This window comes from Serratia sp. N21D137 (assembly GCF_047530005.1).
GTDB classification, from domain to species: domain Bacteria; phylum Pseudomonadota; class Gammaproteobacteria; order Enterobacterales; family Enterobacteriaceae; genus Chania; species Chania fonticola_B.
On sequence record NZ_JBLJAJ010000001.1, the window covers coordinates 157,919 to 182,317 of the forward strand.

Consider the following 24,399-nt stretch of genomic DNA (forward strand, 5'->3'; position numbering starts at 1 on the left):
TGCATTTTACTTCCGAATTGAATTAACGCCATGAATTTACAGCACCATTTCCTGATTGCCATGCCCGCAATGCAAGATCCGCGCTTCAAACGTTCGGTGATATACGTTTGCGAACATAATGACGACGGAGCCATGGGATTAGTGATCAACAAGCCCGTGGAACATTTCACCGTGGAGACGGTGCTGGAAAAACTCGATATCAAGCCTTCACCACGCGATCTGGCGATCAGCCTGGACAAACCAGTGTTCGCTGGCGGCCCGCTGGCTGACGATCGCGGCTTTATTCTGCATACCCCACGCAAAGGCTTTGGCTCCAGCATTCAGATCTCACCGGCCACCATGATCACCACCTCGAAAGACGTGCTGGAAACGCTTGGCACGCCAGATCAGCCCACCGATGTGCTGGTGGCGCTTGGCTATGCGGGCTGGGAAAAGGGCCAGTTGGAACAGGAACTGCTGGAAAATGCCTGGCTGACCGCCGAGGCCGATACCGACATTCTGTTCCACACGCCGATCGCCAACCGCTGGCGCGAAGCCGCCAACCGCCTTGGCATCGATATTCGCAGCATTGCCAGCCACGCAGGACACGCCTGATGACTAACCGCACCATTATCGCCTTCGACTTCGGGACCAAAAGCATCGGCGCAGCGATCGGCCAGGAAATTACTGGCACCGCTCGAGCGCTGGCGGCCTTTAAAGCCCAGGACGGCGTACCTGACTGGCAGAAGATCGAGCGCCTGCTGAAAGAGTGGCAGCCAGACCTGGTGGTGGTTGGCTTACCGTTGAATATGGATGGCACCGAACAGCCGCTGACCGAACGAGCGCGTAAATTTGCCAACCGGCTGCATGGCCGCTTTGGTGTACAGATTGCCCTGCATGATGAGCGCCTGAGCACCGTGGAGGCACGGGCCAATCTGTTTGACCATGGGGGATTCCGCGCATTGGATAAAGGCAGCGTCGATTCTGCCTCCGCCGTGGTTATTCTGGAGAGCTGGTTTGAGCAGCATCCGGGCTGATTTTCCGTGCTGGAGCAAAGCGGCTGAACATGATCGCACCAGCGGTAGGCACCACTTCCTGATCAGATTCAGGCAATTCAAGCGTATCCGGTAGTTCAAGGCTGTCCAGCGTCAGACTGTTGATACGGTACGGCGTCAGATTGCCTATCAGCGCATAGCCCCGCCAGTCGGTGGTGACGCCATACTGATTATCGATGCCAATCCCCGGCGTCCCAGGCACACTGACGATGGCCACGGTTTCGCCTAACGTCTGCCCAAGCGTGAGTCCTTCCTGATGCGCCATCAGGCTGCCAGCAAGCTCCAGATTCTGCTGGCGATAGCCTGCCCCTTGCGAATGACCTACCCGCAGGTCACCTGCGTTATATTGATAATTGGCGCTCAGATCCTGGCTACTGCCATTGCGTTGACTTTGGCTAGTGCTGGCGTTGTAGCTCAGGCTATAGTCGTCAAGCAGTGTACCACTGACGCCTATCCGCCGGCTGTCGGTCCGATCGTTAGCCAACGTATGATCATAATTCAGCTTCATACGTGGTGCGCCGATCGCGTTCAACGGCAGCGAGACAGAGAGCCCCAACTGTGCCTGCTCTTTGCCATACGAAGGGCGGTTATATTCCGCATACAGCGCAACGTCTACCTTACCCAGGCTGGCGCTGAAGCCCATCTCGACGCTGGTTTCACCTCTTTGATTACCCCGCGTGGCCTCTCGAGCCAACGTCAGGTAAAGGCTGTCTGAATCGGACAGATACTGGTTATAGCGCGCTTCCAGGCGATACTTTTTTTCCTCGTCAAAGTCACCGACAAAAATGCCGTCTTCCCAGTCCCACCAATAGGTGCTCTGCTGCTCTATCGCCGTGCCAAACGTACGATAGCGCTGCCGCGGATAATATTGCGCCATCAGGCTGAGGGAAGACTCCCAGGCCGGGAAAGCCTTGGCGTAACGCATACGCGCCATGCCGCCGGTGTCCGGCGCTGAACGTCTTGGCTGACGGGCAGATGAAAACGTGTAATCCGCCGAAATCGCTCCCCAGTGGTTAAGACTCTTGCCAATCCCGACCGCCACGCTGCGATAAATATCTGCCCCCTGGAAACCACCATACAGCGTAACCTTCCCCGGGAGCCCATAACTGAGCGAGGCCTGAGCAAAGCCTGGCTGCTCCTCTTCCATACCGTAATAGGGTTGGTATTTACCCACCGAGGCGTCATAGCGCCACTGGCCGGCGTAAACCAGGTTGGGCATGGAGGAGTAGGGGATCTTTCGTTCGGTTTCGGTACTGTCGCTTTCGCGTATCGTGACGGTAAGATCCCCCTCAAGCGCGGGCGGATAGACATCTTTCAACACGAATGCTCCCGGGGAAACAAATGTCTGATAGATAACTTCACCGTTCTGGCGCACCCTCACTTCCGCATTACTCCGTGCGAAGCCACGTATCCAGGGGGAAAACTGCCGCAGGCCATCCGGTAGCATTCGGCTATCCGATACCAGGCTGATGCCACGGAATCGGACGTTATCGAATAAAACTGATGGCGTCACGCTGTCGCCCAAAGTCAGCGTGGCGCGCCAGGCTTTGAGATCCCGATAGGCTAGCGCCCTTTCGGTGTGCCAGGTCGGGTTGCCCCAGATCTCTTTCTGATAGACGGGCTGATAACGCAGCCGCCAAGGGCCCACGTTTACCCCGGTGGTAATATCGGCATACAGGCTTTCGTGCCGCTGCGTATCGCGATAGTTTTCGCCCGCATAATGGCCGTAATTGAACTGATAGTTAACAAATGCCGCATTAATACCGTCATTCCAGCGGCCTGCCAGCTTGCTGTCACCCAGCATGCCAGCCGGGATATCTACCGTCAGCAATTGTGCTATCGGCTCATAGAACACCCCAATTTTTCGGGCACTCAATGCGTCGGGCAGAATACAGCCCTCAGGGGTCGTTTCCATCACTATCGCGGCATCACGTATCCCCCACTCACGTAGCAAGGGGGCATTAATACACGGCTGCTCATCCAGCCCCAGGTTAACGGCCACCTCGCCCTTAAAGTTATCGTTAATAATGAGATAGACGTTATTTATTTCAGCCCTGGCACCGTTAACCAACAGGCCTAACGACATAATGGCAATATGAAAAGTGGGTTTCATTCGTTCCCTGAGTGCAAACCACAATATTTATCCGACACAAAAAGAGGCGCATCTGCGCCCCTTAATTACCAAATCATGACTGCTTATTTCTGTGCAGCGGCCAGCTCAGCACGAGCCTGCTTCAGCTCTTGCTTGATTTCTTTTACGTCAGCCTGCTTTTCTTGCAGTTTTTTCTGGTACTTGGCCACTTTCTTGGCGTCACCTTTAGCCTGAGCTTCGCGCAGGTCGGCTTTGATTTCCTGGACGTCTTGCTGCTTGTCGGCCAGTTTCTGTTCCGGCTTGGTGACTTTCTTCTGCGCATCCTGCAGCACGCTACCGTTGGTGCAATGGGCATTAACTTCGCTCAGAGCACGCTTCAGACCCGCGACGCGGTTGTAGTTACCGTACTTCTCTGCCTGCTGGATCTGATATTCGATCGCAGCACGCTTGGCGTTACAGTCGTAAGCCGCATTAGCCATGGTAGAGAAGCTGGCGCCCAGAACCAGAACCAGTGGCAGAATCGCTAATTTAGTGGTGTTTTTCATCATTTTATCCTTAAACGTTATTACACATGAGGAGCCCAAAAGCCCCCCTTCCTGTGCAACAAAGAATAAAATGATCGCCCTTACCTTAATATCTGCAGAAGGCTTAATCACTCTGTAGGAAGGGACTATTCTCCTGTAGTCCGTTGTACCTTCTTTAAGCTACTGAGCAGCCGTTGCGCTTCCCCCAGCACCGCCGTTGCGGTGGCCTGAGCGGGGTTGTCATGCAATGACTGACAAGCTTGATTCAGTTTTTCAGCATTCACCAACCGCGCCGCACCAGCCAATTTATGGGCCAACGCCCGTATGCTTATCAGGTCCATCGGTTGTTGCTTCATGTCCATGGCAAGTTGCGTACAGTCTTCATGCAAGCAATCCAGCAGGGTTTGGATGAACTCTTGCAATACCTTTGGCTGGCGCAATTCCGCTGGTAAATCTTCCACGACAAACGCAGGCTCCTCTTCACTGTTCCCCACATCAGCCAGTGGCAACGTAGACAATTTCGCTTTTAATATGCTCAGGTTAACCGGCTTGAACAGGCAGTCATCCATTCCCGCCTGCAGACAGGCCTCCCGTGCACTTTCTTGCGCATTGGCCGTCAGCCCCCAGATCACCGTAGGAACGGACTGCTGTTCACGCTCGAGGTGCCTGATTTGGCGGCTCAGGCTGTAACCATCGCGTTCAGGCATCTGGCAGTCGGTGATAATCAGGTTGAAGCTGTCCTGCTCGAACAGCTGCAGCGCCTGCTCCCCATCCCCCACCGCACTGGGCTGATGGCCAAGAAACTGCAACTGTTGGGTCAACAACATTCTGCCCGCCGGATGATCTTCAACGATCAGTACCCGCAGCTGGGATGATGCCACCGGGGCGGGTTCCTCCAGAGGTGTTTGAGGGGGGAATTTCAGCAATCTCGGCACCGAAAGCAGCACGGTGACCTCGCTGCCAATACCCACTTCACTGTTCAATGCGATGGTCCCTCCCATCATCTCTACCAGCTTGCGGCAAATATACAGCCCTAGCCCCGTCCCGCCAGCCTCCCCATTGCCCTGAGTAAAGGGTTGGAAAAGACGCGCTTGAGTAACAGCATCAATTCCCTTGCCAGTATCAGAGACACGTAGCCGCAGATCCGCTCGTTCTTCGCTAATCTGATCGACCACGACGCTGAGTGTGACCTGCCCTTGCTCGGTAAACTTGATGGCGTTACTCACCAGATTGGATAGCACCTGCTTGAAACGCATAGGATCTACTAACACATCGCCAGTGATCTCCGCGTCAATATCCAACCTGAACGCTAACCCTTTTTGGCGTGCCACACCGTCAAATAACATCGCCACGGCTTCAATCAGGCGACGGATATCGGCACGCTGTGGATGCAGGATCAAACGGTCCGCCTCAATGCGTGAGATATCAAGAATGTCACCAATCAAGGCCAGCAGAGAATGGGCGGACTCATGTGCAACACTCAGCAGTTCTCGATCTAAAGCTTCCTCCCGTTGCGGGCGGTTCAGCAACAGTTCCAACATGCCGATAATGGCATTGAGCGGGGTACGGATCTCATGGCTCATGGTGGCCAGGAAGGTGGTTTTAGCCCGGTTGGCACTGTCTGCGCGCTCTTTCGCCTGCTGTAACTGCGCAATCAGGCGATCGCGTTCGGTCACGTCAAACCACCCGCCGATTTTTCCTTCAGCACGCTGATCCTCAGTAATTAACAATTGGCCCCACTGCTGCAAAGTACGCGACTGGCCCCCCAACTGCATAACTGATAAAACCTGTTCCTGCTCACCACCCCGGCCAATATCCAGCGTAACAGGCAGTTGCAGTGGGTAATTTTCCAGTGAGCTATCGACAACTTTCTCTGCGGGAGCATTGATGGCATTAAAAAACGGCGTGTTCGCCATCACTATCTGGTCTTTCAGATTGGTGATGTAAATCGGCAAGGGCACGCTATCGATGATCGCCTGGCAACGCTGCACCAGGCGGCGCTTACTGCGCAACCGGCTGATAACCAAGACTATCACCAGCATTGCCAGCAACAGAACGATCAGTAACCACGCTGTGGAATAACAGTGGGCAAGCAATTCTCCATCACCCGGGGTACCTTCAAGCAGATAGGTGTTGTTATACCAATTGCTGGTCATCGCATGGATATCCTCTGGGGGGATATTCAGCAATGCCTTGTCGAGGATCGTTGCCAGGGGATATTCATTACCAGAGACACCAATCACAAAACGCGCCGGTTCAATATCCAGAGCACTCAGAATACTAAGCCCCGATGTGGGCTCCCGAGCCAGGAAATAATCGGCGCTAATCATCGGCAACACGAGTGCTTCAGCCTTTCCTGCTTTTAACGCCTCAATACCGGCTTGGGGTGAAGGCACGGTAATGATCCGGCTCTCGGGGTACTGTTCCCGCAAGATAACCTGCAGAGGGTGCCCTGCGACCAGGGCAATCAACTGCGGAGGATCTTGGCTAATCTGCTCCTGGATCCCCAGCAATACCCAAGAGTTGAATAAATAAGAACGAGTGGTCAGCAACCCGTTAGGCCAGATTGCATCTAGCGTCACGCCAGCGACAATGTCAGCCCTGCCGGTTTTCACCGCATCCAGGGAGTCTTGCAGTGATTGCGCGCGGATAATGTCAAACTTGAGCCCTATACGGCTAGAGATAGCCTCCATCACATCGGCTGTCAGACCACGGAACTCCCCCTGAACGTCGAAGAAGCCCAGAGGGGCAAAATCGCCATTAACGGCCAAGCGCACCCTGGGATGTTCTTCCACCCACTTTCTTTCCAGTGAGGTCAGCAGCAGGTGTTCATCGCTTTGTGACATGGGGATCCCGCCATTCCAGCGGCTTTGGATCTCTGCATGGGTGCTTTCCGGAATGCTCGCTAAAACAGCGTTCAATATTCGCTGTAAACGCACATTCCCCTTGGCCATGCCAAAGGAGAAGCCTTTGATGTCCTGTTGTGGCAGCAATTGCAAACGCAGATTGTTCAGGTTGCCCTGATTGATTAAATAGCGAGCCACCGTGGCATCACCAATAAAAGCGTCCAGCTTCTTGAACGACAACGCCTCCAGCGCACGGCGCGGTATGTCAAAGACCTGATAATCTGCCGGAAAGCGTGCTATCAAGCTCTGATTACCGCTGTATAGGCGTTCGATAGCAATGCGCTTGGGGGGATTCTGTTGCAGCAGGCTATCGGTGCGCACCACCAATGCCGGTGAGGCAGAGACATAAGGTGTAGAAAGCAGCATGTCGGGATCGGCTACGCTTTTTGCAGCGACATTGCCGATCAGATCGACTTCTCCCTTATCCAGACTCCTCCGTAAGGCTGAGGCATCTTCGTAGTAACGCACCTTTATCTGTACGTTAAGGTTATAGCCGACGATCCCCAGGTAATCAGCATTGATACCACCATAATCCCGGGTGCCACTGATGATATCAAAAGGAGAATAATTGGGGGCCGCAATGCCGAAAACCAGCACACGTTTACGGCGCAACCATTGCCAATCATCACTGGTCAGCTCGGGCTCGGATAATTGAACCTGGCTACGGCTAAGCAAATTAGTTTCACGAAAAGCTGGAACTTCCCCAGCGGAAACACCACAGCAAAAAAACAAAAGTATCAAGAGCAATTTATTCATCGTCAGGTCGTTCGCTCTGATGATGAAAAAAAGCCACCAAATCTTCTGTACTGCTAACTTTTAGTTTTTCCATCAGACGTGTCTTATAAGTGCTGATGGTTTTATTGCTCAAAATCAGACGATCGGCTATTTCCTTATTGCTAAGACCCTCTGACAAATACCGCAACACGGTCAATTCACGATCGGAAAGGCGAGTAAGATCATTCTCACTTTTTTGCGGTGAATTTAGCAAAGGCATCAGAGTAATCTGTGGAAAACAGGCATAGCCTTGCAGCACCAGTTGGCACAATGGTGCCAATTGACTGATATCCTGATCCTTGTTGAAAAACCCGCTAGCCCCGGCACGCAACGCTCTTTCTGCATAGCTCCCCGTGGGCAGGCTAGTATAGACCACCACTTTAATAGCGCTGTCCACCTGGCGAATATGCTGTAGGATCTGCAGCCCATCCATTTTGTTCAGCATGATATCAAGTATCACCAGCTGCGGCGTATTTTCCCTTATTCGCGCCATGGCATCCAGACCGTTAGTTGCGGTCTGGATCGAGTTATTACCTAATGAAGATAAAATTGCTTTCACAGCGAAACAAATTGCGGGGTGATCGTCAACAATCAGCCAGGAACCCATAAGAATATCCTTATCCTAATACTAGTCCTAAAAATAAAAACCCATAGAGAGTTGCTTATACTGCAACACAATTCGCTCTTGAGTTACCAATATACTTCGCTCTTGCACGCAACCTCTGTGCTATTGATTGCAATTAAATATAAGGTATAAGGGGGAAATAGCTAATCGATTGTGGCATTATAATATTCCCTGCGCAACACGCTGTTGCAAACCCTGTTCAAAAGTTTGCATGCCTGACTGCGCACCGGTTTGCAATACGCTGACCAACTGATGGGTTTTCCCTTCTCGGATCATGCTGCTCACTGCCGCCGTGGCCGTGAGGATCTCGTAAATGGCAACACGCCCTCCTCCGGGTTTGCTCAGCAGCTTTTGCGCGATCACCGCCTGCAGGCTACTGGCCAACTGAGCCCGAACATAGGCTTTCTCTTCCGCCGGGAAGACATCCACCAGCCTTTCCACCGCCTGTGGTGCGCTTCGGGTATGCAAAGTAGCTAGAACTAGATGGCCAGTTTCTGCCGCGGTCAACGCCAGCCGAACGGTGGTGGTATCACGCAGCTCCCCCAGCAGGATCACGTCTGGATCTTCACGCAGTGCGGCCCGCAGCGCATCGTCAAAACTGTGGGTATCCCGCCCTAACTCGCGCTGCTGGATTAGGGAACGCTGGCTACGATGGATAAACTCGATCGGATCTTCCAGCGTGAGGATATGGCGGCGCTGATGCCGATTAATAAAGTCGATCATCGCCGCCAACGTGGTCGACTTGCCGCTGCCGGTAGCACCGGTGACAAGTATCAAGCCATCTTCGCGTTGCAGCAGCGCCGGAATAATTTCCGGGGTAGTCAGTTCGGCCAACGTTGGGCACTGGCTGGCGATCCGGCGTAACGCCACGGAGACCCCGGCATTTTGCAAAAAGAAATTGGCACGCAGCCGGGTACCATCAGCCAGAGATAGCGCCAGATCGAGCTGCCCCACCTGCTGGAGTTGCTGCCACATCGTTTGCGATAACTGCGTTTGACACCATGCCACCATCTGCTGTTGGGTAAGGATTTCCCCACGTTCCACGGCCTGGAGTTCACCATCGATACGTAACATTGGCAGATGACCGGTACAAAGGTGCAGATCGGAGGCATTATGCTTTACACTAAGAGCCACAAATTCATCGATATCCATATCAATCTCCCGGGTTAATCATGAGCACTATCCAACAGAATCTGCAGGATGTCAGGAGCCGTATTGCCGCGGCCGCTCAAGGCTGCGCACGCATTCCAGAAGAAGTGACATTGCTTGCAGTCAGCAAAACCAAACCTGCGGAGGCGATCGCACAAGCCATCGCCGCAGGCCAGCACGCGTTTGGCGAGAATTACGTGCAGGAAGGGGTAGACAAGATCCAGTATTTTGCCCAGTTGCCGGAAGGGGCAGGATTGGAATGGCACTTTATCGGCCCGCTGCAATCCAATAAAAGCAGGCTGGTGGCAGAGCACTTTGCCTGGTGCCACACCGTTGACCGCTTGCGTATTGCCCTGCGCCTGAGCGATCAGCGCCCCGCAGAAATGCCGCCACTAAACGTGCTGATCCAGATAAATATCAGTGACGAGCAGAGTAAATCTGGCATTGTATTGAGTGAGCTGCCAGCGCTGGCCGAGGCGGTCGCCGCATTGCCTAACCTGTGCTTGCGTGGGCTGATGGCCATCCCGGCCCCGGAACACGACTATCAGCGCCAGTTGGCGACATTCGGCCAGATGAACGACGCTTTCCAGGAGCTCAAGCAGCGCTATCCGCAGGTGGATACGTTGTCGATGGGCATGACAGATGATATGCAGGCAGCGATCGCCGCTGGCAGCACGATGGTTCGTATCGGCACCGCCATTTTTGGTGCCCGCGACTACTCGCACACCACCGTATAACGAGGATTGGATGCAACATCGCAAAATTACCTTTATTGGTGCCGGTAATATGGCTCGCGCTATCATTGCTGGCCTGGTCGCCGGTGGCTATCCGGCAGCCGCCATCAGCGTTTGTGCGCCGTCAGCAAAAAACCGTGACGCCCTGGCCGCCGAATATGGCATCCACAGCAGCGCAGACAACATCACCTGTGCACAACAGGCCGACGTCGTGGTCCTGGCGGTGAAACCGCAAATGATGGCGCAGGTTTGCTTACCTTTACAGGAACAGGTCGATTTCTCCGGTAAACTGGTGCTGTCGATCGCCGCCGGTATTCTGGTGAGCCGTTTCTATCAAATGCTCGGCGAAGGCTTGAATATCGTGCGCATCATGCCCAATACCCCTTCACTGGTCGGTAAAGGAATGAGCGGGCTGTATGCTCCCGAGCAGGTTAGCCAACAGGATCGTGATTACACCAGCGATCTGATGAGCTCGGTGGGTAAAGTCTGCTGGGTCGATGACGAAAACGGCATCAATAGCGTGATCGCCGCCGCAGGCAGCGCACCAGCCTATTTCTTCCTGTTTATGGATGCCATGCAGCAGGAAGCCGAACGTATGGGATTCAGCAGCCAGGCCGCTCGCGATCTGGTGCAGCAGGCCGCTATCGGTGCTGCGGCATTGGCCGCCGCCAACCCGGAAATTTCACTGGCTACGCTGCGTGAGCAGGTGACCTCCAAAGGGGGCACCACCGCCGAGGCAATACGGGTGTTCAACGAACATCAGTTGCCAGAGACCGTTGCCAAAGCCATGCAGGCCGCCGTTTCCCGTGCGCAGGAAATGGAAAAATCATTTTAACTATGCCCGATGAGTTTCAGGCCGCCACGGTGGTCTGAAAACCAAGGGGATAACCCAGAAGTTAAGGAGAAGGGTAACTTACATGCTAACGCTGACTTTTCTGGTCAAAACCGTCGTTGATATTTACGTGATGGTGCTGCTGTTGCGCATCTGGATGCAACTGACGCGCACTGACTTTTATAACCCGTTTTCACAGTTTGTGGTGAAAATCACCCAGCCGATCGTCGGCCCTCTGCGCCGCATCGTTCCTTCGATGGGGCCGGTAGATAGCGCCTCATTGCTGTTGGCGTTCCTGCTGATGACCATTAAATATCCGCTACTGCTGCTGATCCAGAGCGGTACCCTGTCACTCAGCCTGTACAACTTGCTGTTTGGCCTGATCTCCCTGATCAAATCCGTCGGCTACCTGATCTTCTGGGTGATGATCATTCGCGCCTTGATGAGTTGGATCAGCCAGGGCCGCAGCCCGATTGATTATGTAATGTTCCAGCTTACCGAGCCATTGATGGCCCCTATCCGCCGCGTGATCCCGGCAATGGGCGGCATTGATTTCTCCGCGATGGTGGTGATCCTGATCCTGTATCTGATCAACTACCTGGGGATGGATCTGTTCGGCGAGCTCTGGTTCCTGCTGTGAGTGCAGTTACCCCGCTGCTGGACGGGCTGGTAGTCAGGCTATATATTCAGCCCAAAGCCAGCCGCGATCAGATTATTGGCCTGCATGGCGACGAGATAAAAGTCGCCATCACCGCACCGCCGGTTGATGGCCAGGCCAATGCCCATCTCATCAAGTTTATCGCCAAGCAGTTCAAGGTGGCGAAAAGCAACGTGATCATCGAGAAAGGCGAGCTGGGGCGGCACAAGCAATTGCGCATCCTCAACCCGCAACAGATCCCTGAGGCCATCGCGGCGCTCATCGAATAATTTCAAGGTATCTATTATGCAAAAAATCGTTCTTGCCACCGGCAACCCCGGCAAAGTGCGTGAACTCGCCGAACTGCTGGCCGATTTCGGCTTTGACGTGGTAGCGCAAACCGAGCTTGGCGTAGATTCCGCCGAAGAAACCGGCCTGACGTTTATTGAAAACGCCATTCTCAAGGCCCGCCATGCCGCGCAGATCACCGGTCTGCCAGCGATTGCCGACGACTCAGGCCTGGCAGTCGATGCCTTGGGCGGCGCTCCGGGTATTTATTCTGCCCGCTACGCCGGTTTAGAGGCCAGCGACCAGCAGAATCTGGACAAGCTGCTGGTGACGCTGAAAGACGTGCCTGCGGGCAAGCGCGGTGCTCAATTCCATTGCGTGCTGGTGTATATGCGCCATGCGGAAGATCCAACTCCGCTGGTATTCCACGGTTGCTGGAACGGTGAAATCACTTTTGAAGCGGCCGGCGTTGGCGGCTTCGGTTACGATCCGATCTTCTATGTGCCAGAGTTGGGCTGCACCGCAGCAGAGCTGACGCGGGAAGAGAAAATTGCCATTTCCCACCGTGGCAAGGCGTTGAAGTTGATGTTGGAAGCGATGCGTAATGCCAGCTAACAGCGTACAACTGCCACCGCTCAGCCTGTACATCCATATTCCCTGGTGCGTACAAAAGTGCCCATACTGTGATTTCAACTCGCATGCCTTGAAAGGCGAAGTGCCGCACCAGGAATATGTCGATCATCTACTGGCGGATCTGGATGCTGATTTGCCGCTCGCCAGCGGTCGTGCAATCAGCACTATCTTTATCGGTGGCGGTACGCCGAGCCTGTTGAGTGCCGAAGCCATGCAGGCACTGCTGGATGGCGTGCGGGCGCGCATTCATGTCGCGGATGACGCCGAGATCACCATGGAAGCCAACCCAGGCACCGTGGAGGCCGATCGCTTCAGTGGCTACCAGCGCGCCGGGGTGAACCGCATCTCGATTGGCGTACAAAGCTTCAGCGCCGAGAAGTTAACCCGCCTGGGGCGTATTCATGGCCCGGATGAGGCCAAACGCGCGGCGCATCTGGCAACCGGCCTGGGCCTGCGCAGTTTCAATCTGGATTTGATGCATGGCCTACCGGATCAGTCACTGGAAGAAGCGCTGGACGATCTACGCCAGGCTATCGCCCTCAATCCGCCGCATCTGTCGTGGTATCAACTCACCATCGAGCCAAATACCCTCTTCAGCTCACGCCCGCCGGTATTGCCGGACGATGACGCGTTGTGGAATATCTTTGAACAAGGGCATGAGCTGTTAAGCGCCGCCGGATATCAGCAGTACGAAACCTCGGCCTACGCCAAACCGGGTTATCAGTGTCAGCACAACCTCAACTACTGGCGCTTTGGCGACTATCTGGGGATTGGTTGTGGCGCACACGGCAAGCTGACCTTTGCCGATGGCCGCATTCTGCGCACCGCCAAAACCAAGCATCCACGCGGCTTTATGCGGGGTGACTATCGGGACAAGCTGCATGAAGTCGAGGCGCACGATCGGCCATTCGAGTTCTTTATGAACCGTTTCCGCCTGCTGGAAGCTGCGCCACGCGCCGAGTTCGCCCAATATACCGGGCTGGATGAGAGTGTGATCCGCGCGCCATTGGACGAAGCACTGGCTAAAGGCTATCTGCTAGAGACGCCAGAGTATTGGCAGATCACCGAGCATGGCAAACTGTTCCTTAATTCGCTGTTGGAACTGTTCTTGCCGGAAGAATAACTTAGGTAGAATTGCAGGCTCACCTGTATGGGCGCAGCATGTGAGCTGCGCCCATTGAGATCATCAATGCGGTTCAAGCCCTAAAAACTCAGCAACACTGCCCTGGCAACAAAAAAGGTTCCGTCGAGTTAAGAGTGCAATTCTTAAAACAACGGAACCTGTTAACGTAAAACCTTAGTTCAACGCCTTAACCAGATCCTTACGCTGGGTTTCCAGTGCCGTTACGCGCTTACACACGTCGCGACCGAAGTTCTGGAAGTCCTGCTCCTGATTGTTCCATTCGTTCTTGATGGCCTGCTGTAGCCCACCCAGATTGCCCATGATCGCCTGCAACGGGTTGCCATTGCTGTTGGCAACCTGCTTGACACCCATTTCGTTCAGGCTGTCCTGCAACACGCCGCCCATGCTCTGCTGCACGATATTGCGGCCATCCTGCTCCACCTGTGCGATCGCCTTGTGGTGGAACGTGAGGCCGTCGCTGCGGTGTTCAATGATGCGGTTCATCTGCTGCTTCAACTGATCGTTGAGCGTGGTCAGACGGTTACGCACATTGCTGTCAGTACCCAACTGCTGAACGATGACTTTATCCAGCGCTACCCGTGCCTTCTCCAGATGCTGCTGCGCACCCTGATCGATCCAGGGTAAATCTTTACGCAATGCGCTCTGGTAGCTGAACGCCTTCTGGCGCTGGTTATCGTTCAGGTTCAATGCTTTGCCATCACGAGTGACATCGCCGTCGGCGGTAATTTGCAGGTTACCGCTGGCACCTACCACCTGCACGGTCTGCGGGCTGATAATCACGTCGTCCTGTGGCCTGACGCTGCACTGATACTCGGCATGCGCCTGTGAAGCCGTTAACAACAGCAAGGCCAATCCGGTTCTCTTTAACATAGTTTCTCCTGACACCCTTCCAACCGCATGTGTGATGGAGTTAAAAAATCGAACGGCTAATGCGTTGAGACAACAGTTCTAGTGCAGCAGTTCCCGCCAATGAGTTACCGGATGCATCCAGCTCCGGCGACCAGACGACAATCGACAGTTCATCAGGGACGATGGCGATGATACCGCCGCCCACGCCAGACTTGCCCGGCATGCCAACCCGATAGGCGAATTCACCTGCGCCGTCATACATACCGCTGGTCATCATCAAGGCGTTAATCTGCCGGGCCTGCAACGGGCTGATCACTTCTTCGCCATCAAGCGTCCGGCCCTGGTTAGCCAGGTAGACAAAGCTGCGTGCCAACTCAACGCAGCTCATCCGTAACGCGCAGTAGTGAAAATAGGTTTGCAGCACGGTCAGTACGTCATTGTCGAAGTTACCGAACGACTTCATCAGATAGGCGATGGCGGCATTGCGGTCGGAATGCTCAAATTCGGAGCGCGCCACGCGGATGTCATAGGATAGGTCATCAACACCTGCCAGTTGGCGCACCACTTCCAACATCCGCTGCTTGGGAGCACTAAGCCGGGTTTGCAGCATATCGCATACCACCAGCGCTCCTGGGTTGATAAACGGGTTGCGCGGTTTGCCCTGTTCCATCTCCAACTGCAGCAACGAATTAAACGGCAGGCCAGAGGGCTCTTTCCCCACCCGCTGCCAGATTTCACCTTCCTGATAACGCGTTAGCGCCAGCGTCAGGCTCAATACCTTGGAGATCGACTGGATCGAAAAGCGCTCCGCCGCGTCGCCGGCCTGAAACAGCTCACCGTCAACAGTACAGACGGCGATCGCCAGCCGATCGGCGGCGACTTCTGCCAACGCAGGAATATAGTCTGCAACCTTGCCTTGCCCAATCAACGGGCGAACCTGTTGCAGGATCTCTTCCAGCAACGCGTTATCTAATGTTGTTACCACCGCGCTCACTACTCCAGAAAGGACACCAGATAAAACAAAGGTGCCATTAAGGCACCTTCGGCAATGCTAATCGGACGGGATCAATCCCACCAGATGTCGAACAGATCGCTGGTTTTCACATCGTTCAGCTTGCGTGCTTCCAGCCAGTTTTTGATCAGCTCACGGTGTTCGTCGGTGCAATGACCAATCGTCTGCAGGCAGATCAAACCTTCCCACTGCAGATAGCCACTACCGTCAAACGCCAGGCCGTTCGGCTCGATCACTTCCTCGATAAACGCGTCCAGGGTGCTGTCGATATCTTCAACGGCAGTCCCTTCAGCAAAACGCCAGGCGACGGAGAAGCCCAGTTCCTGGAACTCTTCGATATGCAACTTTTTACGTAAACGACGACTACGGTTCTTAGCCATTATTCCATCCTCTCAAACATCAAATCCCAAACGCCATGTCCCAGACGCTGGCCACGTAATTCAAATTTTGTCAGCGGACGCGAGTCCGGGCGCGGTACGTAATCATTACTCTCGGAGAGATTACGATAGCCTGCGCTGCTGCTCATAACTTCCAGCATGTGTTCCACATAGGGTTGCCAATCGGTGGCCATATGGAATACGCCACCGACTTTTAATTTGCGCTGCACCAGCTCAACAAACGGCGTCTGTACGATGCGGCGTTTGTTGTGGCGCGCCTTGTGCCACGGATCCGGGAAGAACAGCTGCACCATATCCAGTGAAGCGTCCGGGATCATATTCTGCAACACTTCTACCGCATCGTGGCACATCACCCGCAGGTTGGCCAACTCCGCCTCATGGGCATCGGCCAGGCAGGCACCCACGCCCGGCGAGTGAACCTCGATCCCCAGGAAATTCTGCTGCGGGTTGTTGCCCGCCATGGTGACCAAGGATGCCCCCATGCCAAAACCAATCTCCAGCACGGTTGGCGCTTCACGGCCAAACAGCGCGGCGATATCGACAGGTTCAGCCTGATATTCCACGCCCATCACCGGCCAATAGTTGTCCAGCGCCTGCTGCTGGCCTTTGGTCAACCGCCCCTGGCGGCGAACAAAACTGCGGATACGGCGCATCGCGCGGCCGTTCTCATCAAATTCTGGGGAGATGACGTCATTAATCATAGTGCTTTCTGTCTATTTGGCTGCCAATTAGGGGAACGCGCATTATGCAAAGATACCTTGCTTTAGCAAGCGTTCATCATCATACCGGATGTGCTACTGCGGAAAGTTCCGGTTTACAGCACCATCACTCTATGCTGCAATCGCGCATCATTATTTATCTGCCGGATAGCGAACTCGCTCATGATGCAAGCACAACAGTTCTCGCACGTAGTGCTTGACTGGTACCAACGCTATGGCCGCAAAACGCTGCCGTGGCAACTCGATAAAACGCCTTATCAAGTATGGCTCTCTGAGGTGATGCTGCAACAAACTCAGGTTGCCACCGTTATTCCTTATTTTCAGCGCTTTATGGCACGCTTTCCGAACGTGCGAGCCTTGGCCGAAGCGCCGCAGGATGAAGTCCTGCATCTGTGGACCGGGCTTGGTTATTATGCCCGCGCCAGAAACCTGCATAAAGCGGCGCAGACCATTGTCGCACAGCACGGCGGTGAGTTCCCGACAACCTTTGAAGAAATTGTCGCGCTGCCTGGCGTAGGCCGTTCAACCGCCGGTGCCATTCTCTCTCTGTCCCAGGGGCAGCACTACCCGATCCTCGACGGCAACGTCAAGCGTGTACTGGCCCGTTGCTATGCCATAGCTGGCTGGCCGGGTAAGAAAGAGGTGGAAAATCGCCTGTGGGAAATCAGCGGAGAGGTCACACCGGCAAAAGGGGTTGGCCAGTTCAATCAGGCGATGATGGATCTGGGAGCGATGGTCTGCACCCGTAGCAAACCAAAATGTGAGCTATGCCCACTCAATGTCGGCTGCATCGCCAACGGCAACAGCAGTTGGGCCAACTACCCAGGCAAAAAGCCCAAGCAAACCCTGCCGGAAAAAACCGCCTACTTCCTGATGCTGCAACAGGGCGATGGCGTCTGGCTGGAACAGCGCCCAGGAACTGGCCTGTGGGGCGGGCTATTCTGCTTCCCACAGTTTAGCGCGCGGATCGATCTTGAACTCTGGCTGCAACAACGCGGCCTGCAAGGCAGCCGTTTAGAGCAAATGACCGCCTTCCGCCATACCTTCAGCCATTTCCATCTGGATATTGTGCCTATGTGGCTGAACATCGACAAAGCGGGTAGCGCCATGGATGAGGGTGCCGGTCTCTGGTATAACTTAACGCAGCCCCCTTCGGTCGGGCTGGCCGCGCCGGTTGAGCGCCTGCTACAGCAGTTGGCCAAACAGTCCCCGACCCAACCCGGTTTATTTGGCAACAGCGCCATTGACGAGGAATTAGCATGAGCAGAACCATTTTTTGTACCTTCCTGCAGCGTGACGCCGATGGGCAAGACTTCCAGCTCTATCCTGGGGAAGTCGGTAAGCGCATCTACAACGAAATCTCCAAGGAAGCCTGGGGAGAATGGATGAAGAAGCAGACCATGCTGATCAACGAGAAAAAGCTCAACATGATGAACGTGGATGACCGCAAACTGCTGGAACAAGAGATGATCCGCTTCCTGTTCGAAGGGCATGAGGTCCACATCGAAGGCTATACGCCACCGAGCGAATAAGATTTCCCGGGCCAGTCACTGGCCCTTTCCCCCTGTTTAATTCTTCGCGTATACGGCTTTAACAAGATGAAGAAAATGTTAGCTTTGCTAGTGATAGCGCCTTTGCTGATCTCCTGTTCCGGCAAAAAAAACGACGTGGTCACGGAAGCCTATGTCAAAGACACCAATGCCTTTGATATTTTGATGGGCCAATTTGCCCACAATATTGAGAACATCTGGGGGCTGAGCGAAGTTCTGATCGCAGGACCAAAAGACTACGTCAAATATACCGACCAATATCAGACTCGTAGCCACATCAACTTTGATTCGGGCACCATCACTATCGAAACCATCGCCACTACCGATCCTGCGGCTCATCTTCGCCAGGCGGTGATCAGCACCCTGTTGATGGGTGACGATCCAGGCTCGATCGACCTCTATTCCGACGCCAATGATATCCAGATCAGCAAAGAGCCGTTCCTGTACGGCCAGGTGCTGGATAACAAGGGCCAACCCATCCGCTGGGAATGGCGGGCGGCGCACTTCGCCGATTACCTGCTGCAAAACAAACTAAAGAGGCGCACCTCGGGCCTGCACGTGATCTACTCGGTGACTATGCAACTGGTGCCTAACCACCTGGACAAACGTGCACACAAATATCTGCCGATGGTTCGCCAGGCGTCTGAGAAATACGGCGTCGAAGAGTCGCTGATCCTGGCGATTATGCAGACCGAATCCAGCTTTAACCCGTATGCGGTAAGCGGTTCAGACGCGCTGGGCCTGATGCAGGTGGTGCAGCATACTGCCGGTAAAGACGTGTTCCAGAGCAAAGGTAAATGGGGCACGCCAAGCCGCAGCTACCTGTTTGATCCGGAGAACAACATCGATACCGGTACCGCCTATCTGGCCATCTTGCAGAATAACTACCTGGGCGGCATTCAGAACCCGACCTCACGCCGTTATGCGGTGATCACCGCATACAACGGAGGAGCTGGCAGCGTGCTGCGGGTGTTCAATAGTGACAAGGCCAAAGCGGTAACCATCATCAACAGCATGCAGCCTGGTGATATTTATCAGACTCTGACCACCAAGCATCCTGCGGGTGAATCACGCCGTTATCTGGTGAAAGTGAATAACGCACAGAAAAACTATCGGCGGAAGTAATCGCTGATAAGAAAGGCAGGACAGGGGGAAAGCCATTCCCCCTGCCTCCTACTCAGCCAACGTATAGCCGTTGCGCCCATTAGCCTTGGTTTGATACAGAGCCTTATCGGCTATCTCGACCAATTGCTCACGCCCCACTCCGGCGCGCCATAATGCAATCCCCTGACTCACCGTGACCCATTGCCCAACATCGGAACCTTCGTGAGGGATCGCGATCGCCGCAACCAAGGTCTTGATCCTTTCGGCCACCGCTATCGCCTCGGCACGATCGGATTTTGGCAGTAGAATAATGAATTCCTCACCACCGTAACGTGCCACCAGATCCTGTGAACGACGCACGCTATTTTCAAAGCACTCGGCCAGACGGATCAGACACTCATCCCCCATTTGATGGCCATAATGGTCGTTATATTTTTTAAACAAATCCACGTCCAGCAGGATGATGGCGAAAGGCTCCCGACTCTCCACCTCCCGAGAAAACACCTCGTCAAAGTAGTTGCTGAAATAACGCCGATTGGCCAGCCCAGTCAGCGGATCGCGGTTGGCCTGTTTACCCAGACGCTCGATCAGCTGCTTGTTCTCCCTTTCCCGCTCGATAGCCAACATAAACCATTTCTCCAACATACGTTTGGCCGAGTAGATCAAAAACAGCATCAGTAAATAAGAGAACACGTTCGCCAGTGAGGCTGCACCGCGCAGGAAAATATTCTCGCTGATGGACATCGCCAGTATCGGTACCGTAAACAGGCACAGCAGCAAGGGAGAGAGGTAAAAGGGGATCAGTGAGGCAAACACCAAGCCAATCAGCAAGGGGTAGACTATGGTCACATTGCCCATGACGATCAGGTGATGAAAGGTAGCACACCAGCATAGCGACAAAACCGTCACACTGACTATCAGCCCCCACCAGCGAGCTTTCTCACCGTATGGCCGTAACACCCTCAACACCATATAGGTGACGAAGGCGACCAGCATCACGCCAGTGATCGCCGGAGCTGAACGTAGCAAATGGCTTAACGACTCGTAAAGTCCTGACCCCAGACGCTGTAGGAACAGGTAGAAAGAGAACAAGGCGTTAACCAGCAAAAACCAGTCAAAACTGTGAAACGTGGACTTCCTTTTTTCTTTGGCGACCCAGGCGGCGTATTTTCGATCTTTCATTATTGGACTCATTGTCATACCACTCTACTCAATGTAGTGGTGACATCCGCCTTTGTCATGCAAGATAGACGGGCGCAGCATGCCGCACCCATACAATTCGGTTAGTCAGATGAGGTTTTACGGCTTGATCATATAGCCAAAAATCCGTTTCCAGCCGTGATCTTTTTTCTCGATATACACGCCCTGCAACTCCGGTGAGAAGCCAGGCAAGCGGTTGATGCCCTCCTCCAGCGCCAGGAAGTAACGCTGTACCGCGCCGCCCCACACTTCGCCTGGCACCACGCACAGCACGCCCGGTGGATAAGGTAAGGCCCCCTCTGCCGCGATGCGCCCAGCAGCCTGAGCGATCGGCACCAGCTCAACGTTGTCGCGGATAAACTCGACGTTGGCATCCTGCGGATTCATCATCACCGGCGGGAAATGATCCTGACGGAACATCTCTTTTTGTAACTGCTTCACGTCGAAGCTGACGTACAGATCGTGCATCTCCTGGCACAGCTGACGAATGGTGTAGCCTGCATAACGCTGCTGATTCTTGCGATATACCGTCGGCAAGACCTCACTCAGTGGCGCATCTGCCTCGACGTAACGCTCGAACTGCACCAGCATATCCACCAGATGCTCCATTTTCGCCGGGTTCTCCGCCGGGGTGAGCAGGAACAGGATCGAGTTGAGATCGCACTTCTCTGGCACGATGCCGTTCTCACGCAGGAAGTTGGCCAGAATGGTCGCCGGGATACCGAACTCGGTGTATTGACCGGTGGCCGCATCAATCCCCGGCGTGGTCAGCAGCAACTTGCAGGGATCGACCAGATACTGCCCCTGTGCATAGCCTGCAAAACCATGCCATTGCTCGCCCGGTACAAAGTTGAAGAAGCGTGCATCGTTGGCGATCAGGTCGGTATCGTAGTCCTGCCAGTCCTTGCCTGCCACCTGCGGCGGAATAAAGGGCCGCAACTGCGAGCAGCGTGCCAGCAACTGTTTACGCGTGTCGATCCCCAGCTTGACGCACTCCATCCACATGCGGCGGCCAGCGGCACCGGCATGCATCTTGGCGTTGACGTCCAGCGCGGCGAACAGCGGATAAAACGGGCTGGTTGAAGCATGCAGCATAAACGCATTGTTGAGATGCTTATGGTTGCAGTGGCGTTTCTGGCCTTTGATGTGATCGTCTTTCTTATGGATCTGCGAAGTCTGCGAGAATCCTGCCTGCTGCTTATGCACCGATTGCGTGACGAAAATACCCGGATCGTGCTCATCCAGTTCCAACAGCAGTGGCGAGCACTCTTTCAGCATCGGGATAAAACCTTCATACCCCACCCAGGCCGAATCAAACAGGATGTAATCGCACAGATGGCCGATGGTATCGATCACCTGACGGGCGTTGTAAATGGTGCCGTCATAGGTGCCGAGCTGAATGATCGCCAGGCGGAAAGGCCGTGCCGCAGCGGCTTTTTCCGGGGCAACATGGCGGATCTGCTCGCGCAGGTAAGCCTCATCAAAGCATTTAGAATCGATGCCGCCGATAAAACCAAACGGGTTACGCGCGGTTTCCAGATACACCGGAGTCGCTCCGGCCTGGATCAACGCGCCGTGGTGATTGGATTTATGGTTATTGCGATCGAACAGCACCAGATCGCCACGCGTCAGCAGCGCGTTGGTCACCACTTTATTGGAGGCCGAAGTGCCGTTCAGCACGAAGTAGGTTTTATCGGCGTTGAACACTTTCGCCGCGTGTTTTTGCGCATCCTTGACCGAGCCTTCGTGGATCAGCAGATCGCCCAGCTTCACATCGGCGTTGCACATGTCCGAACGGAAAATGGTTTCACCGTAAAACTCGAAAAACTTGCGCCCTGCCGGGTGCTTGCGGAAAAACTCGCCGCCCTGATGGCCCGGGCAGGCAAAGGTTGAGTTATCCATCTCCACGTAGGTTTTCAGCGTTTTGAAGAACGGCGGTAACAGCGCCTGCTCGTAGGCATCGGCGGCGGCCTCCAACTGCGCCATGTAAAACGCTTTGGTCGCGGCAGCCAAGGCAAATACCCCAGTAATCAACGGCAGGTGATCCGGGGAAAGCTGTTCATCCCCCTCAACGGCAACAAACGTCGGGATCTCAAAGCCGGTCGCTTTGAGCGTTGCCAGAATACCGGCATCCACATCGCTAACGGAGACCACGGCCGCCGCCACATCGGTATAGTCAGTCTGCCCCACGCGCACAATTTCGCGCAGGGTTTCAATGCTGGCTACCAGGCTGGCGCTGGTTGCTATCTTCAATTCTTTCATCATGCTGAGTCTCAAACGGTTAAGGATGAGGGTGTGCCACTGGGCACATAATGAGATAACCCTGGTTATCCCGGCAAAGTGATGAGCCAAGGCGCAACCATGACCGGCCGATGCGGGTAGGCATCAGACAACTATCGGGGACTGGGATCGGCAGCGTCCGATAGACATCAGTAAAATCAGAGCCGCAGCTCTATTTTTAATCATGCCTAACAGCGAGCATTGGCTAGCTTTACCGCATAAGAGGAAGCGGTGTTCGCATAAATGGCGTTAAGGAAACACGGAGTGAGGGCGTCATCAGACTTCTGGAGCGCAGCTGCGCCGAGGTGGTTAAAGCCGTCATGCCTGTACTCCTCTGTGATGAAGTGGGAAATTCGCGCAATGATTACACGTTTTTTTCGAGGGTTCAAGCCGGTTAATAGTTACTATTAATGCATAATTATTTATTGATGCCGTGTGGAAAACCACACGGCTAGGCAGGAGTTGATTAGAACAGGTTGAACTTGTAATCCACCTGGAATTCAATCGAGTGGTTCTGAGCGCGCATCGGCTTGCCATCCGAGGTCAGCTTAGGCTGGTTGCTCTGGCTCTGGTAGTTCCAGGATGGGCCACCGGACAGCTGGAGCGCCAGATTCTTCAGCGCAGGCTGCGACGGCGTCCAACGGGAGTAAACCAGGGTTTCACCACGCTCGATGCTATGCCCACGGTACTTCATCCCCCAGCCATAGTTGGTGACCATCCCCAGCTCAACCTCTGGCGTAACGGCATAGCCGAAGGTCCAGGCCAGCATCTTTTCCTTATCGCCCACATAGTCGTTACCCCAACTGTCGGCCATTGAGTTAAAGGTGCCGCGGCTGTGTTTGGCCAGGTGCCACTCAAAGCGCCCCAACCCGTTACCATTATCGAGTGAGGCCCGGGTGTATGAAGCTCCAACCTTATGCTTCCAACGCTCGGCGCGCCATTCGGCGTACATCGCATAATGGTAGGCATCGTCATCGAACGTCTTGTGACGGGTGGACATGCGGGTCCAATCTTGCAGACCATGGTTGTAATACAGCTGGGTGGCAAACTTGAGGCGATTTTCTGCCCAGGACGCCGGTTGCCAACCCAGTTCCACCCCGTGCCGTTGCATATAATTATGGCTTTCACCCAGGAAATAGAGCGCACTATAGCCGTGATCGCTATAGCTCAATTCACCGGTCGCAATGCTGCTGATCTCCTTTTTATCCGCAGTGAGGAAATGGATCTTATCCGGAGAGTCCCTGTCGCTATAGCGAGTTACGTAGGCACCGCGTACCCGCACTGGCCCGGTTGCCGCTTCGCCACGCAAGCCCAGATAGGTACTTGGAATGGCACGTGTGGAGTTATTGAGTGCGCCCCATTTTTTAATCTGCTGCCAACCGGAATAAAGGTGAAGATAGGTATCATCATCACCCAAACGCCCTTTCAGATAGAGCTGCCCAATCTTGTTGAAACCTTTGGCCTGACCGTTGTCGTTATACAACACGCTACGGCCCCAGAAATCATCGCTGGCGGCCAGTTTAATCACGCCATAATAAGAAGCGTCGACTCCCAACATATCCGCAAAATAACCGGACTGATAATCAAGGGTGATCCCCTGCCCCCAGGCCGTTTGGATGGAGCGCTCCCCATAATCCTCGGTGCTTAAATTTTTAAACACGTTACGGAAAGAAAGGTCTGCGTGGCTATCATTAATAAAGCTTGAGAAGAGATGATCGCTTACTCTTATTTCCTCTGCGCAGAGGGGTAAAGAGAACATCAGTGCAAACAGTGCCAGTGGTTTTTTTATTTTGAATTTATTACTTTGATACATAGAAAAATTCCGTTTTCTATTTGCTCACCCAGAATTATTTTAATTCAATCAAATTATTTCTAGATAATGAAAAAAATGTGTCACCCTGCAACCAGGGTGACA

General features: G+C 54.1%; 23 protein-coding genes. 11 read left to right on the forward strand and 12 right to left on the reverse strand.

The window, feature by feature from the left end; genetic code table 11:
* The first annotated feature begins 30 nt into the window (after positions 1-30).
* Positions 31-594: a YqgE/AlgH family protein gene (locus ACMV5H_RS00720; protein WP_021806286.1), complete on the forward strand. Its 564-nt coding sequence runs from the start codon at positions 31-33 to the stop codon at positions 592-594.
* The gene (gene ruvX / locus ACMV5H_RS00725; RefSeq protein WP_021179674.1) at positions 594-1,016 is read left to right on the forward strand and encodes a Holliday junction resolvase RuvX; all 423 of its coding nucleotides are present in this window, start codon (positions 594-596) and stop codon (positions 1,014-1,016) included. Before ACMV5H_RS00720 ends, ruvX begins: the two co-directional genes overlap by 1 nt.
* Here ruvX and ACMV5H_RS00730 read toward each other — a convergent pair.
* The 5 genes from ACMV5H_RS00730 to ACMV5H_RS00750 form a co-directional block, all read right to left on the reverse strand.
* The gene (locus ACMV5H_RS00730) at positions 979-3,147 is read right to left on the reverse strand and encodes a fimbria/pilus outer membrane usher protein (protein ID WP_021806287.1); all 2,169 of its coding nucleotides are present in this window, start codon (positions 3,145-3,147) and stop codon (positions 979-981) included. The genes ruvX and ACMV5H_RS00730 overlap by 38 nt on opposite strands.
* Positions 3,148-3,230: 83 nt before the next feature.
* Positions 3,231-3,674: a DUF1090 domain-containing protein gene (locus ACMV5H_RS00735; protein ID WP_414821303.1), complete on the reverse strand. Its 444-nt coding sequence runs from the start codon at positions 3,672-3,674 to the stop codon at positions 3,231-3,233.
* Between the two features lie 122 nt (positions 3,675-3,796).
* Positions 3,797-7,231 (reverse strand): ATP-binding protein, encoded by a 3,435-nt coding sequence (locus ACMV5H_RS00740; protein ID WP_414821304.1) that lies wholly within the window; start codon positions 7,229-7,231, stop codon positions 3,797-3,799.
* Between the two features lie 73 nt (positions 7,232-7,304).
* The gene (locus ACMV5H_RS00745) at positions 7,305-7,937 is read right to left on the reverse strand and encodes a response regulator transcription factor (RefSeq protein ID WP_021806290.1); all 633 of its coding nucleotides are present in this window, start codon (positions 7,935-7,937) and stop codon (positions 7,305-7,307) included.
* Positions 7,938-8,114: 177 nt separating this feature from the next.
* Positions 8,115-9,107 carry a type IV pilus twitching motility protein PilT gene (locus ACMV5H_RS00750; RefSeq protein WP_115159325.1) on the reverse strand — a complete coding sequence of 331 codons (993 nt, stop codon included), beginning with the start codon at positions 9,105-9,107 and terminating at the stop codon, positions 8,115-8,117.
* Positions 9,108-9,127: 20 nt separating this feature from the next.
* Here ACMV5H_RS00750 and ACMV5H_RS00755 point away from each other — a divergent pair, with 20 nt between their 5' ends.
* The 6 genes from ACMV5H_RS00755 (at position 9,128) to hemW (ending at position 13,351) form a co-directional block, all read left to right on the forward strand.
* Complete coding sequence (locus tag ACMV5H_RS00755) at positions 9,128-9,841, forward strand: YggS family pyridoxal phosphate-dependent enzyme (protein WP_414821305.1); 714 nt, start codon at positions 9,128-9,130, stop codon at positions 9,839-9,841.
* A gap of 10 nt (positions 9,842-9,851) precedes the next feature.
* Positions 9,852-10,673 (forward strand): pyrroline-5-carboxylate reductase, encoded by an 822-nt coding sequence (gene proC / locus ACMV5H_RS00760; RefSeq protein ID WP_094981426.1) that lies wholly within the window; start codon positions 9,852-9,854, stop codon positions 10,671-10,673.
* Positions 10,674-10,755: 82 nt separating this feature from the next.
* Complete coding sequence (locus ACMV5H_RS00765) at positions 10,756-11,310, forward strand: YggT family protein (RefSeq protein WP_021179666.1); 555 nt, start codon at positions 10,756-10,758, stop codon at positions 11,308-11,310.
* Positions 11,307-11,597 carry a DUF167 family protein YggU gene (yggU, locus tag ACMV5H_RS00770; protein WP_021179665.1) on the forward strand — a complete coding sequence of 97 codons (291 nt, stop codon included), beginning with the start codon at positions 11,307-11,309 and terminating at the stop codon, positions 11,595-11,597. Before ACMV5H_RS00765 ends, yggU begins: the two co-directional genes overlap by 4 nt.
* A 16-nt stretch (positions 11,598-11,613) precedes the next feature.
* Positions 11,614-12,210, forward strand: coding sequence for an RdgB/HAM1 family non-canonical purine NTP pyrophosphatase (rdgB, locus tag ACMV5H_RS00775; protein WP_021806294.1), 597 nt, complete (start codon positions 11,614-11,616; stop codon positions 12,208-12,210).
* Positions 12,200-13,351 carry a radical SAM family heme chaperone HemW gene (gene hemW / locus ACMV5H_RS00780; RefSeq protein WP_021806295.1) on the forward strand — a complete coding sequence of 384 codons (1,152 nt, stop codon included), beginning with the start codon at positions 12,200-12,202 and terminating at the stop codon, positions 13,349-13,351. The genes rdgB and hemW overlap by 11 nt, the downstream gene beginning before the upstream one ends.
* Before the next feature lie 174 nt (positions 13,352-13,525).
* Here the strand turns inward: hemW and ACMV5H_RS00785 are convergent, their stop codons facing one another.
* The 4 genes from ACMV5H_RS00785 to trmB all read right to left on the reverse strand — a co-directional run bounded on the left by ACMV5H_RS00785 (position 13,526) and on the right by trmB (position 16,332).
* Positions 13,526-14,242, reverse strand: a complete 717-nt coding sequence (locus ACMV5H_RS00785) for a DUF2884 domain-containing protein (RefSeq protein WP_059201775.1) — start codon at positions 14,240-14,242, stop codon at positions 13,526-13,528.
* Positions 14,243-14,282: 40 nt separating this feature from the next.
* Positions 14,283-15,206, reverse strand: coding sequence for a glutaminase B (gene glsB / locus ACMV5H_RS00790; RefSeq protein ID WP_094981501.1), 924 nt, complete (start codon positions 15,204-15,206; stop codon positions 14,283-14,285).
* Between the two features lie 80 nt (positions 15,207-15,286).
* Complete coding sequence (locus tag ACMV5H_RS00795) at positions 15,287-15,613, reverse strand: YggL family protein (RefSeq protein WP_021806298.1); 327 nt, start codon at positions 15,611-15,613, stop codon at positions 15,287-15,289.
* Entirely contained in the window at positions 15,613-16,332 is a 720-nt protein-coding gene (gene trmB / locus ACMV5H_RS00800; RefSeq protein WP_414821306.1) for a tRNA (guanosine(46)-N7)-methyltransferase TrmB, read from the reverse strand. Before trmB ends, ACMV5H_RS00795 begins: the two co-directional genes overlap by 1 nt.
* Before the next feature lie 180 nt (positions 16,333-16,512).
* On the opposite strand from trmB, the gene mutY reads away from it, so the two are divergent.
* The 3 genes from mutY (at position 16,513) to mltC (ending at position 19,025) form a co-directional block, all read left to right on the forward strand.
* Positions 16,513-17,613 carry an A/G-specific adenine glycosylase gene (gene mutY / locus ACMV5H_RS00805; RefSeq protein WP_414821307.1) on the forward strand — a complete coding sequence of 367 codons (1,101 nt, stop codon included), beginning with the start codon at positions 16,513-16,515 and terminating at the stop codon, positions 17,611-17,613.
* Positions 17,610-17,882: an oxidative damage protection protein gene (locus ACMV5H_RS00810; protein WP_021179657.1), complete on the forward strand. Its 273-nt coding sequence runs from the start codon at positions 17,610-17,612 to the stop codon at positions 17,880-17,882. Before mutY ends, ACMV5H_RS00810 begins: the two co-directional genes overlap by 4 nt.
* Before the next feature lie 66 nt (positions 17,883-17,948).
* The gene (mltC, locus tag ACMV5H_RS00815) at positions 17,949-19,025 is read left to right on the forward strand and encodes a membrane-bound lytic murein transglycosylase MltC (protein ID WP_021179656.1); all 1,077 of its coding nucleotides are present in this window, start codon (positions 17,949-17,951) and stop codon (positions 19,023-19,025) included.
* Between the two features lie 48 nt (positions 19,026-19,073).
* On the opposite strand, the gene ACMV5H_RS00820 is transcribed toward mltC, so the two are convergent.
* The 3 genes from ACMV5H_RS00820 to ACMV5H_RS00830 form a co-directional block, all read right to left on the reverse strand.
* Positions 19,074-20,186, reverse strand: coding sequence for a GGDEF domain-containing protein (locus ACMV5H_RS00820; protein WP_021806302.1), 1,113 nt, complete (start codon positions 20,184-20,186; stop codon positions 19,074-19,076).
* Between the two features lie 117 nt (positions 20,187-20,303).
* Positions 20,304-22,466: an ornithine decarboxylase SpeF gene (speF, locus tag ACMV5H_RS00825; RefSeq protein ID WP_414821365.1), complete on the reverse strand. Its 2,163-nt coding sequence runs from the start codon at positions 22,464-22,466 to the stop codon at positions 20,304-20,306.
* A 484-nt stretch (positions 22,467-22,950) separates the two neighbouring features.
* A complete protein-coding gene (locus tag ACMV5H_RS00830; protein WP_414821308.1) occupies positions 22,951-24,297 on the reverse strand; it encodes an OprD family outer membrane porin in 1,347 nt (448 codons plus the stop codon).
* Positions 24,298-24,399 lie beyond the last annotated feature (102 nt).